The organism is Paenibacillus etheri (assembly GCF_001012825.1).
GTDB lineage: Bacteria > Bacillota > Bacilli > Paenibacillales > Paenibacillaceae > Paenibacillus_AQ > Paenibacillus_AQ etheri.
Window position 1 is genome coordinate 410455 of record NZ_LCZJ02000018.1, and the last position, 15128, is coordinate 425582.

15 protein-coding genes are annotated in these 15128 nt (G+C 40.1%); 9 read left to right on the forward strand and 6 right to left on the reverse strand.

All coding sequences use genetic code 11. From position 1 onward, the window contains the following. Nucleotides 1-88: 88 nt before the first annotated feature. Both UQ64_RS07375 and UQ64_RS07380 read right to left on the reverse strand, forming a co-directional pair. Complete coding sequence (locus tag UQ64_RS07375) at nucleotides 89-1396, reverse strand: ATP-binding protein (protein WP_060622805.1); 1308 nt, start codon at nucleotides 1394-1396, stop codon at nucleotides 89-91. Further along, nucleotides 1389-2126: a LytR/AlgR family response regulator transcription factor gene (locus tag UQ64_RS07380; protein ID WP_060622806.1), complete on the reverse strand. Its 738-nt coding sequence runs from the start codon at nucleotides 2124-2126 to the stop codon at nucleotides 1389-1391. Before UQ64_RS07380 ends, UQ64_RS07375 begins: the two co-directional genes overlap by 8 nt. Before the next feature lie 194 nt (nucleotides 2127-2320). On the opposite strand from UQ64_RS07380, the gene UQ64_RS07385 reads away from it, so the two are divergent. The 3 genes from UQ64_RS07385 to UQ64_RS07395 all read left to right on the forward strand — a co-directional run bounded on the left by UQ64_RS07385 (nucleotide 2321) and on the right by UQ64_RS07395 (nucleotide 4740). Continuing rightward, the gene (locus UQ64_RS07385; RefSeq protein WP_060622807.1) at nucleotides 2321-3232 is read left to right on the forward strand and encodes an ABC transporter ATP-binding protein; all 912 of its coding nucleotides are present in this window, start codon (nucleotides 2321-2323) and stop codon (nucleotides 3230-3232) included. A gap of 51 nt (nucleotides 3233-3283) precedes the next feature. After that, complete coding sequence (locus UQ64_RS07390; RefSeq protein WP_156417481.1) at nucleotides 3284-4033, forward strand: hypothetical protein; 750 nt, start codon at nucleotides 3284-3286, stop codon at nucleotides 4031-4033. A gap of 347 nt (nucleotides 4034-4380) precedes the next feature. Then, nucleotides 4381-4740: a hypothetical protein gene (locus UQ64_RS07395; RefSeq protein WP_060622809.1), complete on the forward strand. Its 360-nt coding sequence runs from the start codon at nucleotides 4381-4383 to the stop codon at nucleotides 4738-4740. Between the two features lie 59 nt (nucleotides 4741-4799). Here the strand turns inward: UQ64_RS07395 and UQ64_RS07400 are convergent, their stop codons facing one another. After that, the gene (locus UQ64_RS07400) at nucleotides 4800-6062 is read right to left on the reverse strand and encodes a serine hydrolase domain-containing protein (protein WP_060622810.1); all 1263 of its coding nucleotides are present in this window, start codon (nucleotides 6060-6062) and stop codon (nucleotides 4800-4802) included. A gap of 66 nt (nucleotides 6063-6128) precedes the next feature. On the opposite strand from UQ64_RS07400, the gene UQ64_RS07405 reads away from it, so the two are divergent. The 4 genes from UQ64_RS07405 (at nucleotide 6129) to UQ64_RS07420 (ending at nucleotide 11370) form a co-directional block, all read left to right on the forward strand. After that, nucleotides 6129-6815 carry a response regulator transcription factor gene (locus UQ64_RS07405; RefSeq protein WP_060622811.1) on the forward strand — a complete coding sequence of 229 codons (687 nt, stop codon included), beginning with the start codon at nucleotides 6129-6131 and terminating at the stop codon, nucleotides 6813-6815. 2 nt (nucleotides 6816-6817) lie between these two features. Continuing rightward, nucleotides 6818-8086 carry a HAMP domain-containing sensor histidine kinase gene (locus UQ64_RS07410; RefSeq protein ID WP_060622812.1) on the forward strand — a complete coding sequence of 423 codons (1269 nt, stop codon included), beginning with the start codon at nucleotides 6818-6820 and terminating at the stop codon, nucleotides 8084-8086. 165 nt (nucleotides 8087-8251) lie between these two features. Continuing rightward, nucleotides 8252-9025, forward strand: a complete 774-nt coding sequence (locus UQ64_RS07415; RefSeq protein WP_060622813.1) for an ABC transporter ATP-binding protein — start codon at nucleotides 8252-8254, stop codon at nucleotides 9023-9025. 2 nt (nucleotides 9026-9027) lie between these two features. Then, nucleotides 9028-11370: an ABC transporter permease gene (locus tag UQ64_RS07420; RefSeq protein WP_060622814.1), complete on the forward strand. Its 2343-nt coding sequence runs from the start codon at nucleotides 9028-9030 to the stop codon at nucleotides 11368-11370. 89 nt (nucleotides 11371-11459) lie between these two features. On the opposite strand, the gene UQ64_RS07425 is transcribed toward UQ64_RS07420, so the two are convergent. Both UQ64_RS07425 and UQ64_RS07430 read right to left on the reverse strand, forming a co-directional pair. Continuing rightward, nucleotides 11460-11888 carry a VOC family protein gene (locus UQ64_RS07425; protein WP_060622815.1) on the reverse strand — a complete coding sequence of 143 codons (429 nt, stop codon included), beginning with the start codon at nucleotides 11886-11888 and terminating at the stop codon, nucleotides 11460-11462. A 189-nt stretch (nucleotides 11889-12077) separates the two neighbouring features. Then, the gene (locus UQ64_RS07430) at nucleotides 12078-12476 is read right to left on the reverse strand and encodes a DUF2871 domain-containing protein (RefSeq protein WP_060622816.1); all 399 of its coding nucleotides are present in this window, start codon (nucleotides 12474-12476) and stop codon (nucleotides 12078-12080) included. Between the two features lie 347 nt (nucleotides 12477-12823). Between UQ64_RS07430 and UQ64_RS07435 the strand changes: the two genes are divergently transcribed. Further along, entirely contained in the window at nucleotides 12824-13039 is a 216-nt protein-coding gene (locus UQ64_RS07435; protein WP_245237874.1) for a hypothetical protein, read from the forward strand. 75 nt (nucleotides 13040-13114) lie between these two features. Here the strand turns inward: UQ64_RS07435 and UQ64_RS07440 are convergent, their stop codons facing one another. Continuing rightward, nucleotides 13115-14080, reverse strand: a complete 966-nt coding sequence (locus tag UQ64_RS07440; protein WP_060622818.1) for an NAD(P)H-dependent flavin oxidoreductase — start codon at nucleotides 14078-14080, stop codon at nucleotides 13115-13117. A gap of 208 nt (nucleotides 14081-14288) precedes the next feature. On the opposite strand from UQ64_RS07440, the gene UQ64_RS07445 reads away from it, so the two are divergent. Next, entirely contained in the window at nucleotides 14289-14951 is a 663-nt protein-coding gene (locus UQ64_RS07445) for an MgtC/SapB family protein (RefSeq protein ID WP_060622819.1), read from the forward strand. Nucleotides 14952-15128 lie beyond the last annotated feature (177 nt).

Sequence of the window (15128 nt, forward strand, 5' to 3'; positions counted from 1 at the left end):
ACCGTAAATAAAATAATAGAAGTATACTTGTAACTGAAATGCACCCCTTAGAATAAACTTTGGAAAACCTTCTGGGTCCGATGTCTTTCTATGAGGTGCATTTTTGCTCAGTTTCTGCAACTGATAAGATCTCAATGTTAAAAAGACAAATTTCCACTTGGAAAATTTGGTTTTCATAGGTGATATCCCAAATTCCACCGGTTTCCTCAACCGCCTTCTTAACGCTTTTTAGACCGATACCATGAAAATGCTTATCTCGTTTTGTTGTAGCTAATTCTCCAAAATGGTTAGTACGTATTGAATGCTGATATGGATTCTGTATTCTGATAAATAAAGTACCCTTATGATAATGAAATTGGAATTTAATATAGGGCTCAGTCAAATCTGGATGTTTACATGCTTCAATGGCATTATCGAGAGTGTTCCCTAGAATAATACTAATTGCATAAGCATCTAGATCGAGCTGAGGTGGGATTTGAATGTCTGAATGAAAGGCAATGCCCAGTTTATTGGCAAATTGCTGTTTGTAATTCATGATAGAGTCGATTAGGATCGAGCCGGTATTACATCCGCCTGAAGAGAGTTCGATCACTCCAAGAAGCTTATCCACATCGTTCAGTCCTGCGTCTTTCTCCCCGGCTTGTAATTGCGACCTCAGGCCCAGCAAAATATTCCTGAAATCATGTTGAAACGTAAACACTTCTTGCTGCCTTTCTTTCGTAAGCAGATACTGGTTCATATAATAGGTGTTTTGTTGTTCCAACAAATAGTTTTTATTCTGTGCCGATTGTATGGTTAGAACGCGATCACACAGAAGAATGATAAGGAAGTTGATCAACAGCATTCCACCGGACAAAATCGGATACAAGGCGGGATATTCCCGTAATGATAGCTCGCCCGATAATTTCGCAATACTGAGAATGCTGATAAATGGAAAACAGAACAGCCCGATCCAATACCAACTGCCTAGATTCCCCTCGCCAAAGGCTTTGGTGAAACGAAGCGTGATCTTCACCAGTAAAAACATCAGAATCTTAGACAAAAACAAGGTAAAGATGTATTCGCTGGTCGTATACACAGGCGCCGTAGCTGCATCTGACAGCATAATGAGTGCGACGATGAATAAACCGGCGCCAATACGCCATAGTATTTTTCCTTTGTACAAAAAGGACAAGAGAACGATCCCCGTTATATTGAGCCCAAGCATCAACATGCCGGGGAGAGGACTGTGATGCAGGAGCAGTACAAAAACATAATAGGCAGTGTATACAGCATAAAGAATCGTTTTAGATTCCCAAATACTAGGAAAGTAATCGTTATAATAATAATGAATGATAAATGGGAGAGCTGCGAGTGTGAGGGCATAGAACAGCTCATCCAGTAGAATATTATTCAAGCAGACTCCCCCTGAATTGCAAATAGCTCTTTTTCACTACGGTGCTTTGCTTATCGCTAATCGGAAGTTCTTCCCCACTCGTTAATACAATTTTTTTGCCCTGAATTTGTTTGATGTAATCGAAATTCACAAGATACGATTGATGAATCCGCACAAACTGCTTCGAAGGTAGCTTTCCTTCTTCTATAGATAAAGTACTGTAATATTCCGTTTGATCTTCCGTTGTTTGCAAAATGATTTTTCGGCGATCACTTGCCAAGTACATAATATTACGGATTGGAATAAGTAGTTTAGTTCCACTTTGGTGTACAGGCAGTAATTTTGGTTGGTTTTGCTGACGCTTGACCTTTATTTGCTGAATCATAGAGATTAGTTTTTTTTCAAAAGACTCGTTATGTATAGGCTTCTTTATAAAACCAGAAGGTTGAACGTCAAATAGTTGAACATGATACTCTTCGTGGCTCGAAACGTAAATCAACCGAACCCTATCATTATCACAATCTCTCCGTAATATATGACCCGCTGTTATTCCGCTTATTCCCTTCATTTCTATATCCATAAAAATAAGATCAAATGGACAACCATGTTGAATTGCTTTTGTGAAACTTTCACCAGAATAGAATATGGATACCTCTATCTTTACGGTCCGCTGAATGGGATGGTTAATGATCAATCTCTCAATATATTCTGTTGTCTTGAAATCATCATCACAAATAGCAATATGTATCATGTGAAAATCCCCTCCTGTGTTATAAATAATAATACATTATATGGGAGTGTAATCAACCTTTATCCTTTTAGGGATCACTTGGAAGTGGTGAAAGTTACATTTATTCCCGTGTTTTTTACCATAGCGATTAGTAATTCTAGTAAACATGCTAATTTAATATCAATTAGTAGTAGACGGTATGGAGGAGTTGAAAAATGAATACAACAATCTTTGAAGCTGAGGGATTAACGAAACAGTACGGCATTGCAAATGCGCTTCAAAATATAAATATGCAGATTAAACAGGGTGATATCTATGGCTTTGTAGGTGAGAATGGAGCAGGTAAAACCACACTCATGAAAATAATTAGTGGATTAGTTTATCCTACAAAAGGGACTATCCAATTGATGGGTAAAAGTAGTGAGAAGGACCTCGCACGGGTAAGGAAAAAGATGGGAGTTTTAATTGAGCTACCTGCCCTCTACCCCCATATGAATGCTGAAGAGAATTTAAGCTTTTATTGCAAGATTCATGGTATTTCGGATTTCAAGAGAATTAAAGATGTGCTGAATATAGTGGGACTAACGGATGTTGATAACAAAAACACAACGGAATATTCTCTGGGTATGCGTCAACGATTAGGGCTGGCAATCTCCCTTCTCAACGAACCGGAATTTTTAGTTTTGGATGAACCGATTAATGGACTTGATCCTACAGGAATTGTAGAGATGAGAAAATTGTTGGCTAAGCTGGCACATGAAAAAGGGGTTACCATCTTGATCTCCAGCCATATTTTGAGCGAACTCCAATTGCTGGCTACCAAATTCGGGTTTATTCATAAAGGACAGCTAATTAAGGAAGTCTCTGTGGAAGAATTACTGCAATCAGCCGAAACGCAAATTTGTATTAAGACCGTTGAAACAGCAGCCGCAATAAAGGTGCTTAAGAATGATCTTAATATTCATTCAATCACATTGTTAGCTTCCGGGGAAATACTAGTTCCCAGGGATTCGACAGATCTTGAACAGCTAATGTCAACATTAATTAAACATGGGATTCCACTTGAAGGAATCAACCTGTCCGCAGCAAATCTTGAACACTATTACATGGATCTGATAGGAGAATGAGCAATGAGGGATTTTCTGAGAGCTGAGTCTTACTTTATAAAGAGGGATACGATGTTTAAAGGGATTTCTCTGCTGTTCCTTATAGCCAGCCTAGTATTAGCATTCTGGATTGGCAGTAAAGCTGGTTTTGAAATCGGTAATCTCGCGGAACCCTTAACGAATGTGACACCTTTATCTTTATTTTTTTATTTTATTATTCCAGTCTACGTTTGTTTTTTTGCAACCGAAGGATTTGAATATGGATCTATCAAAGTGATCCTGGCTTCAGGACAAAATAGGTTTATCTATATCACGGGGAAATACCTTTCTGTCTTAAAAATTATTATATGGTGGATTTTACAATTTACAGTAGTGTTTTATCTCGCTTATATGATAGCTGCTTTGATAGTCGGGACTGACATCGATAATCGTAATTTAAATGCTGACTTGATTCAGGTTTCCCGTGTATTTGGATTAAATGTCCTTTATTTATCAGCTTATGCTGCTCTTATCATTATGGTAGGTATTCTTATTAAAAGAACGGCCTCAGCGGTGGTTGTAACTTTTCTAATTATATTCGGCGACTTCATGATATCCGGTTTTTTCCGCGATGCTTCCTCTGCATGGTTAAGGGGGATTTCAGATCATGCTTTAACGACCCAGGTTATGAAGTTTTCCGGAATCTACGTCGTTAATTCACAACATATAGTCCTAACCGGAGCAAAGAGCTTTATGGAAGTGGTGCTGATTCCTGTAATTATCATAGCTATCAGTATGTCTGTCACCTATATTTCGTTTGGAAAAAGAGATATACATGCGTAGATAAAAGGAGGATTTGAAATGGATAGGGGCAATAGATCACCTAAAACGATCGTTATTGTAGGTGCGTTGATAGCTATTGTAGTTTTTGTTGTTCTTTTTGTTGGTATTGAGATGGGATGAGGCTAGTCTCATACATCCTTTATGTCAGCATTATAATTTTCGACCGTTAAACGCTAGTATAAAATCTCCGGCACCATATTGCCAGGAGATTTTTTTGTTCAGGACTTGTATTTGATCGAACCGTTATCGGAAGAGTACTGAAAGTCACAGAGGATTACTTTAATCCTCGATATAATGTAAGCGTTATCTTTTGTTGGCAGTTCACTTAAATTAAAAGGAGATAAGCTATGAGAGTGAGCAAAGTTTCTTTTAACCAGCTAGTGTTTATTTGTTTAGGGATTCAGTACATGTTAATGCATTTGTTCTCTGCAGGCGAGGCGATTGTCATCACATCCATAGAGCTTGTTATATATATGATTTTTACAGTCGTTGGTCTTGTAGGTTTTTTTATGCGGAGTAGAAAAGTGGATAGTGAGGCTATTTCCGGATTGGTCGCATTATTCTTCAGTGTATTATGGATGGTATCTTTATTCTCGCAATTTAAGAAAGAAAGCTACCCAGATGCTTTAACGGTAATTAATTCGCTTGGCGTAGCTACTGCCTTACTTGTGCTTCTGGCTGAGTTCATCATTATAGCTAAGGCCTAGCGTTAACACGAACTTGAGTCTTTATAATTTTTTAGCAAAAAAAAGCAAGACAGGTCTATTTAAGACCTGTCTTGTTTTCTATGCATTCCCAGAAATGAAAGTTCACCCTGAGCATTCCGTTTAAATTCATATTCTGAGTCATGTTTGGTATGATGGAATCTTGTTTCTGAGATTGGAAAAAACGGAGTGACCTCTACATCATTCCATATAAAATAATAATCTTGGTCATTACGCTCCACGTTCGCTTTGCAGCCAAATCCCTCGTAGGTTCCCATATAATCAGCATAAATGCTATCATCAAGCGGGAAGGCTTGCGGAGGGATCGGCACCCTTACAGGCTCGCCGAAGACTAATTCAGCTAGCGATTCCGTTAACTTAGTGACGGGTACGCAATCATAATTGGTCAACATGATGATGCTTGTTTGCTCTTCAGGGTATCTATGCAGTTCACTTCGGAAGCCGCGATAGGCACCGCCGTGATACATTCTTTTTCGATCAAAGCGTTCGTCCAAGAACCAACCAAATCGATATTTGAGATTACTGGAATGAAAAGCCATCTCTAGGGTGTTGTGAGATACTAATTGATCGGAGTACAAGGCTTGATCCCATAGAAAAAGATCGGCAGCCGTCGAATACATCCCGCCAGCGGATAAGATAGAGCTCATATCTATGTATTCCCCCTGGGTATACTCTCCCCAAGAAGAATGATAAGGCGAGGCTAATTTTGAAATGATTTGCTGATTGTTATAAACCCCTGTATTTACCATACCCAGAGGCTGTAATATATAAGTAGTGATATAATCTTCAAATGTCATCCCTGTAATCTTCTCAATAATCATCCCTAGCAAATAATAACCTGAGTTGTTATAGGCAAATGAAGTGCCAGGCATAAATGCAGAGGGTTGACTCACAAATAGCTGTAACATCTCCTGAGGATTCAGCTTGAGCTTATTTAATTTTTGATTATATTCGGGTATGGAAGTGTAGTTGGCTATACCAGAGGTATGTCCCAGCAGGTGTAGGATGGTAATCCCCTCTAGGGCATGCTGCTGCGGGAGATATTTTAGGATTGGATCTTCCAGTCTCAGACGTTTTTGTTCTTTAAGCATCAGGATAGCCATGCCAGTAAATGATTTGGTAAGTGACCAGATCCGGAATTTGGTATCTAAAGTGTTCGGGACCTGATGTTCAAGATTCGCATATCCGTACGCTTTATGTAACTTGATTTCTCCGCGCTGAGCTATTAAGACTGTGCCGCTTAATGGCCAGCTTTGTTCGTATTTATCTAAATAGTGCTCCAGACGCTGGAATTGTGTATCCACAGGTAACCCCTCCTTAAAGGCATATTCTAACATAATAATAAATTCTGTTGAAGCGGAGAGAAATCCATGAGATATGATTGTTTGATTATTGACGATGAAATTGAGCTTGCAGAGACCACCTGCGAATATTTTAATTTATTTGATGTTCAAACTGCGTTTGTTACAAGCGCTGAGGCTTGTCGGAGCTTTTTGAGTGAGCATCAGGTGTCGATGTTACTCCTTGATATTAATTTAGGCGGTGAATCCGGCTTCCAGTTATGCAAAGAGCTACGTCAGACGACTGGAATTCCCATCTTATTTATTAGTGCCCGATCCAGTGAGGATGATGTATTGATTGCTCTTGATATCGGGGGAGATGATTATATTCATAAGCCGTATACCCTGAGAGTGCTGCTCGCAAAAGTAAAGGCGGTGTTAAAACGGTACAACAACGGCGTTGTAGCTGAGGCATCTCTTCTTGAATCCGGAGGACCCGTCCAGATTGATCCTGAACTCAGAAGGGCCAGTCTAAACGGCGTACCCCTCAAGCTGAAAACAATGGAATATAAATTGCTTAAGTTTTTGATTCAGCATAAAAATCGGGTGATACCCAAAGAGGAGTTATTTACAGGGGTTTGGGGGGATGCTTTTGCGGGAGATGGCACCTTAAATGTACATATACGTCATCTTCGTGAGAAGATCGAGCAGAATCCTAACGACCCACAATACATCCGTACCGTGTGGGGTATCGGTTATGCTTTTGAGGACAGATAGCTATGACTAAGAAATTGCTGATAACGCTACTGCTCACTATTCTCGCTGCAAGTATAACTCTCCTATTCCTGATTTTTAACTTGAAGGTGGAGACATCAACGGATCGGGTAGCTATCAATACCATCGTTAAGCTTACAGAGCAGAATTGGGATAAGCTTGATCCGAAACTGTATAAGGAAAGTTCTCATGATTTCACCATTATCGATACTTCAGGAGCACTTAAATATCAGACTGAAAATGCGATTTCCGTTACCGTTAACGAAGCTATCAACAATCGGGATACCTTAATCGATGTGATTGTTCAGGATAAGATGGTAGGTAAAGTGATTATTAATAATGATTACCGTACGATTTTTATACATATGAAACAACAATTTATACAAGTTTCTGTTGTGATGCTGCTTCTGCTTACTATTCTAGGCATTTTATATATTTGGTTCCTGAATAAATCCATTCTTCGTCCGTTTCGCAAAATGCAGCTATTTGCGAAGCATATCGCCAGAGGTGATCTTGAAGTGCCACTGGAGATGGATCGTAATCATCTGTTTGGTGCGTTTACCGAAAGCTTCGATATGATGCGGGAAGAGCTTGCGGCGGCTAGGCACAGCGAATATTTGGCGAACAAGAGTAAGAAGGAGCTGGTGGCTAGTCTCAGTCATGATATTAAGACACCAGTCGCTTCGCTAAAGGCGATCACGGAACTGATGTTAGTAAGTGCAAGGGATGAGAAGACAAGCAGACAGCTGAACACCTTGTACTCCAAAGCAGATCAGATTGATCGTTTGGTCACAGATATGTTCCATTCCACCTTGGAGGAACTGAATGAACTTAAAGTCAGCTTAACGGAGGAGCATAGTCACCTGCTGACCCAAATTATAAATAATGTGAACTTCTACGAACGGATTTCTGCAGCATCTGTGCCAGACTGTATCATTATGGTGGATCCCTTACGGCTGCAGCAGGTCATCGATAATGTAGTGAACAATTCCTATAAATATGCCTTCTCCGGTACACCTATCGATATTAAATTCGAGATTAGGGGTCATTATCTGGAGGTCGATATTCTGGATTATGGCTCTGGTGTTCCTGTGGAGGAATTGCCCTTAATATTCAATAAATTCTTTCGGGGCAGTCTGGCCGTGAGCCAGAACGGTGCAGGTCTAGGCCTGTACATTTCTCGTTATATGATGCAAAAAATGCAGGGCGACATTGTATGCTCCAATCGGGAGGATGGATTTACTGTAAAGCTGCTGATACCTTTAGCAGGATAGAATTAAGAATTCGCTAAGGATTGCACAAAGACATGTTAAGAACATTTAACGTACGATAAGGTTGCAATTACGAATCAGCCTGTGATTGCAGCCATTATGTTGTGCGTAGAGCTAGGGTTACTATTAGCACAATTAATGAGCATGAACGTAAATGGAGTGTTCAACATGAACGAAGTGAATAATAAAGTATTGATGCAGACCCATAAGCTTGGAAAAACCTTTTCCCATGGAGGAACTCAGCAGCATGTATTGAAAAATTTGGATCTGACCTTATATCATGGTGATTTCACGATTATCATGGGCAGCTCTGGATCTGGTAAATCAACACTGCTGTATGCCATTTCGGGAATGGATAAGCCAACACTTGGAGAGGTTTTGTTTGAAGGTCAAGATATAACGGCGATGAGTAATGATCAGCTGGCGATATTCCGTAGGAAGAATTGTGGATTTGTTTTTCAGCAGATCCATTTGCTCGATACGATGAGTGTCCTCGACAATGTGTTATCAAGTGCTTTTCTAGTACAAAAGGATAGGGCCGGGGCCGTGAAAAAAGCCAAAGAGCTCCTCTCTGACGTAGGTCTGGATGACTCGATCTGGGGTAAGTTTCCAGCTCAAATTTCTGGGGGCGAGGCTCAGCGAGCTGGGATTATTCGGGCGTTGATCAACAGTCCAAAGGCGGTATTTGCTGATGAACCGACTGGAGCGCTAAATAGCTCAGCAGGAATAGGGGTACTGCGTGTCCTGACAGAGGTGAATAAGCAGGGGCAAAGTATAATTATGGTAACTCATGATCTCAAGACTGCGCTGCGGGGAAATCGGATCTTGTATCTGCGGGATGGAATAATCGTTGGAGATTTGCGCCTGTCCCCTTATAGCGAAGATAGTGGACCTGAACGGCAACAGCAATTACAGTCCTTTCTAACCGAATTGGGGTGGTAGGGATGAGAAGCTTAATAGGAAAACTCACTTGGTCCAATATTCGTAAAAGAAAAAGTGCAACGATTACGCTCTTCATTCTGATTATGATAGCTGTGCTGCTGCTGAATATTGGACTAACGGTCAGTTTGAAGCTTAATTCTTTTCAGCAAGACAAAATATCGAAGTTAAATACACCTGATATCACCGCTTATTTTCCTTTAAATGAGAATGTGAAGAATTATGAATCTCTGGTGGATAGTTATCCTTATACTGAAACATGGGAGAATGAGGCGGCGCTTCTGCTACCTGACGTAAAGATAAACTACGGGGGAAACAATACAGCTATTGCTTTCTTGATTCTTAATAAGGATTCGCAGCGCTCCATGGGACTATTTAATACCACTTCTCGGTTGGAACCTGCGGATCAAAATACAATTTATTTGCCGTATATCTTTCACGGGGGCTCAGGGTATAACCTTGGGGATACAATCTCGTTTGAATACGGTAACAACCAATTCACTTATACCATCGGTGGATTTACGGAGGAACCCCTTTTTGGGACATTGACGAATGGGGCTTTGAAAATATTTTTAAACGATGAAGGTTATAAGCAATTAGAGGAACGGCTTGGGAAAGAGGTTCAATTTAATTTTTTATCTGTACAACTAAACGAACGGGCGAAAGAAGTCAAGCTGGAGCAAAAGCTGAGTGAACAGATTTTTGGGTCTGGAAACACAAGTTCATTTTTAGTCATGCGAACTGATGGGGGGCTCGAAGGTAACCGCGTTTTTGTGAATATTTTAGCCGCCATTCTGATTGTATTTGCATTGATTATGGTTGTAATCTCGTTGATTGTGATCAGGTTTCAGATCTTGGGGAATATTGAGGATAACCTAACCAACATCGGTGTTTTGAAAGCGAACGGTTATACGTCAAGGCAGATCATATCCTCATTTCTGTTACAGTTCGTCTCAGTATCTATAATGGCCTCCATACCGGGGAGTTTGATTTCCGTTCTAGTCATGCCCTTAGTAGGTAATATGATCTCGTCTTCGGTTGGACTGTTGTGGCCGACAACTTTTGAATTATTAAGTGCTTTGTTGAGTTTGCTTATCGTTACGGTGCTGATTCTGTTAGTTGCCTACCTGTCTAGTAGAAAGATTCGAAGGATTACTCCGATAGCAGCTCTTCAGAGCGGGCTTCTTACCCACAATTTTAAGAAAAATCATTTTCCACTAGCGAGCACTTCATTGAATTTGCAATTCGCCTTAAGTCTGAAGTCTTTATTTAGACAGACCAAGCAGAATTTTATGATCGTGCTGATCGTTGCAGGGTTGACCTTTTCTAGTATATTTTGCTCCATCCTTAATTTTAACTTTAAAGGGGATACTTCAGCCGTTTTAGATTTAGTGGGTTTAGAACGTACCAATTTGCAACTTGATCTAAAAAAAGCTGGTCATGATCAGGGAATATTTGCTGAAGTCGAAGCCATGCCTGAGGTTCAAAAGATCTCCATATTGGAAGGTAGAGTAGCTTCTATAAATGATTCCAGCTTTATGCTCCGTGTATCTGATGATTATGCCAAGCTGGAAACACAGACGGTCTACAAAGGCAGGCAGCCCATTTATGATAATGAAATTGCGGTATCTGGTGTAATTGCAAAAATGAAAAATAAATCGATTGGGGACGAGATTCCAGTTACGTTTAATGGGGTAACCCAAAATTATTTGGTGACTGGTCTTAGCCAGCAGATTAATCAGTTAGGTATGGTTGCTAGCATAACAGAAGATGGAATGAGAAAATTGCAGCCGAATTATTCCGTCCAGTCTATTAATGTGTACTTAAAGGAAGGGGAAGATTCTCAAGTCTTCATTCAAAAGCTTGAGGAACGTCTCCCTGGACAATGGAACGTAACGAATATTTTAGACATGTTAGAAAGCACGCTAAGTACATTTACTGCAGCAGTATCTTCTATGACAGCAGTCATTACGGCAGTCACAATTATAGTGGTCAGCTTAATCTTGTATTTGGTAATTAAGACTTTGATTATGAAGCGCAAGCGAGAATTCGGTATTCTTAAAGGTATCGGATACAACACCTTTAATCTGATGACACAGATTACGTTCAGTCTTTTTCCGGTGATTGTAGCTGGAGTAGTACTGGGGTGTTTAGCGGGTTATTTTTACTCGGATTCAGTATTTGTATTATTGCTTTCAAGTCTAGGCATTTATAATGTTCAGCTGGCGGTTAGTTTGCCTCAAGTGCTTCTACTGTGTGCGGTCATTCTAGTGGTTGCTTATGCGGTGTCTATGCTAGTTGCAAGGCGGATTCGTAAGGTCAGCGTATACGATTTGATTATGGACTAAGCACTTCAACAAAAAAACAACGAGCTGGAAGTAGGCTGCTCCCATGTTAATAGGGTTCACAGCCTCTCCAGACTCGTTGTTATTTTGTATTACATATTCATACGTCCGTCATCATAATTGAATTGCCAATCGATTCCAAACTTATCTTTTAGACTACCATAACATGAGCTCCAGAAGGTCTCTTGTAATTCCATGCCTACTTTGCCGCCTTCTTTAAGCTTATGAAAATAGTTCTTTATGCCATCCAAATCCTTACTAACTACCGAAAGACTAATGTTGTTTCCTTCCACAAAAGGCATGCCCGGAAAAACATCAGAGAACATTACATTACTTCCTTCGATATTCAAGCGAGTATGCATAACTAAATCTTTGGCTTCTTCAGGAAGAGTGAAATTGGGATCGGGTGGTGTTTCTCCAAAGGTCATGATTTGTGGAGGCTCAGTTCCAAACACCTCTGCGTAAAATTCTGCGGCTTCACGACAATTCCCGTTGAAATTAAGATAAACATCGATAGACATTTACTTCACTCCTTAAAAGTTTTGTTGGCATCGAAAGCATAGTTTAAAGTTAAAATTTAAGATATCTCGCGACTTCCATATTGTATCATTTACCAGTGCATAAACAAATATACTTATAGTCTCATTTGGTATGAACTTAAATATGGCTAATCAAAAAAGCTACTGGAATAAGATCCAGCGGCTCTTTCCCTATGATTTAATTCGTTTACCGAGCAGAATTAGTAGCCATATGATACCGGCTCCTACTGTGGCATGACCGAGACCGGCAATATGCGGTAAGAAGCTGATATCAGTCCCGTTAATTTGCAGCATCCCGCGAGTAGCCATGGTTCCAATCGTGATTAAAAGACCAATGTTATATACAATGTACCATGCGTTAAAGGATTTAGCCTCATGGATATTAAATAACTTGGCCAGGATCAATGCGATAATAAAGAAGAAGAAGCCCAGTACAAGGATATGAGTATGAAGTGCAACTAAGATGGTGTTTCCTTCGAAATCATTCATTTTGGTAATTTCACGATAAGCAACACCTGCTATCAACCCAAGAATGGCATAGAAAAAGGACGTGTAATACAATTTTTTCATGATCATGACTCCTTTATGTTTATTGTTATATCCAAATCATATCCTGCAAATAAGAACGCAGTATGAACGAATGATTATATAGTGATTAATTTCACGGAATTGACAAAATTAATTTCTCTAGCATGATCCACATAGTTTCCACACAATATTCATCTATAATGATTAATATTATCGAACCCACTGTTCATTGGATTCAGGGTGTTCGATGGCGCGGGAGGATGAATATGAAAAAAGCGGATTGGATCATAGCCATTCTAGTTATGGGAATGGGTCTGATGTGCATGTTGGTTTCAGCAAATTTTTTTCGTATTGATTTTTTCCGTATTATTAAGTAGGAGATGGTTTTTTTGAAAAGAGGAGTATTTGCAGTAATCTGTGTAGTTATTCTGTCATTTGGAATTGGGACAGCAGTGTATGCTGCCGGAGTAGGTCCTAGCACTTTTAAAGAAATGTTGCCGTTTATGAAAGAAAGACATCCTAACTTAGGTGATTCCGAGCTAGAGCAAATGTATAAGAGCTGCCATCAACAAGAGGGCATTTCTAATACTCGTGGAATGATGTAAGGCTAGGTTGATGTAGAATCAGCGCCTTTTAAAAAGAACCCTTTGTTGCATACAACAAAGGGTTCTTATTTTATCTTAAGTTACAGGGTTCAATGCCCCTTGATACTCATTCATTAAATTGTCGATAATCTGCTGTACGGACAATATCTCTTTAATCTCATGAACTCTGGACCCGGCAAAGACCAACCCGTTTTTAACATCTCCTCTAAGGGAAGTTAGCAGGGATTCCATGGTACAGAAGCGATGCGAACAAACCTTTAGACAATTAGAGCATTTGGCTATTTTTAATTTGGCATCATTACTAATACGATCTGTGAATTCATTGCGAATCGCTCTGCCATCTAGCCCCACTGTAGACTTGATTAGAATAGTATCACCCTGCTGTGCATCTACATATTTTTGCTTAAAGGACAAAGGAGCATCGCATTCATGGCTCGCCACGAAACGAGTACCCATCTGAACACCAGAAGCACCAATCCTAAGGGCTTTCGCAATATCATCTCCTGTCAGAATCCCACCTGCAGCAATAACAGGAATCGAAACGGCTTCTACAACTTCTGGAAGGATATCAAACATGGATCTCTCTGTACCCAAATGGCCTCCAGCTTCAAACCCTTCCACAACGACTGCAGAAGCACCAAGTCTTTCGGATATTCTGGCTAATTTGGCGGATGAAACAATAGACACCACAGGGGTGCCATATTCTTTACCCCAAGCATAAATATCTCGGGAAATTCCGGCTCCGGAAATAATAAAGTCCACTTTTTCTTCTAAAGCAACCTTCATTTTATCGGCAAAATCCTTCATTGCGAACAGTACGTTTACACCGATATATCCAATCCCTTTAGAGAGCTCTCTTGTTTTGCGAATATGCATTCTCAGTTCATCAGTGGTGATTCCTGTACCAGAAATGGTGCCGATCCCGCCAGCATTGGCTACAGCAGCGGCTAATCCACTTAAGGATATGCCTACGCCCATACCACCTTGAATCACAGGAACCTTGGATTTAATATGCCCAAATTGGATTGTTGGCAGTTTCATATACGCACCTCTTTCACGAGTTGTAGATCGTTTTATAATGTCTACTGGAGTAACAGCTATAAAGGTATCACAGTTAAATCTTTGCAGATGTGACTGTGCTCATGCTCAAACTATGTTAAATATCATGTCCATCTTATTGGAAGGTAAAATATAGAAATCCGTTTATGATACAATAAATAGCAACATCATAAGGAGAGAAGGACAATGTATGGAGTTTGAATATTTACTTCGTGTAGTTGGAGCTGGAATTTGTGGAGTGTTAGTTGGATTTGAACGAAAAAGCCGGATGAAAGAAGCAGGAGTTAGGACGCATTTTATTGTAGCTTTAGGTGCTGCACTCATGATGATCATTTCAAAATATGGATTTCAGGATCAAGCTGCTTGGTCCAATGTTAAACTCGATCCTGCACGTATAGCTGCCCAGGTAGTAAGTGGAGTGGGATTCCTTGGCGCAGGAATGATTTTCATGCACAGACACACCGTGAAGGGTCTGACAACTGCGGCGGGGATTTGGGCAACAGCGGGGCTAGGGCTGGCGATTGGTTCAGGCCTTTATATTCTTGGAGCAGGAGCAACGATTATTATCTTACTAGGGCAAAAGATTTTGCATGGCCGATACAGCTGGCTGGCCTCGCCGAAAACGCAACAGATTGTGATCTGTCTGTCTAATACAGAAGGCGCCATGAGTCGAATTCAACAGCTGCTAGAAGATAAAAACATTACCATTCTAAGCTTTCATGCTGAAAATAATAGTCTTGCCTCCGAATTGAATTTAGAGATTATTGTAAAATTTCCTGAATCGTTTAACTCTGTGAATTTATTATCACTAATACAAGAGGACACATCTGTTAAGGCAGTGGATTTTCAATAACGGTTTAAGACACTCCGTATCAAAGGTTGGTTGCTATAAATAACTTACTTTTGATGCGGGGGCAATCTCCATTTCGCTATCAATCTGCGCATGATTCTACCCTTTTTACAATACTCAGGAGTCACAAGCCTTCTAATTCGACAGGTTATTCCATACCTCTTGTTGCTCTACTATATT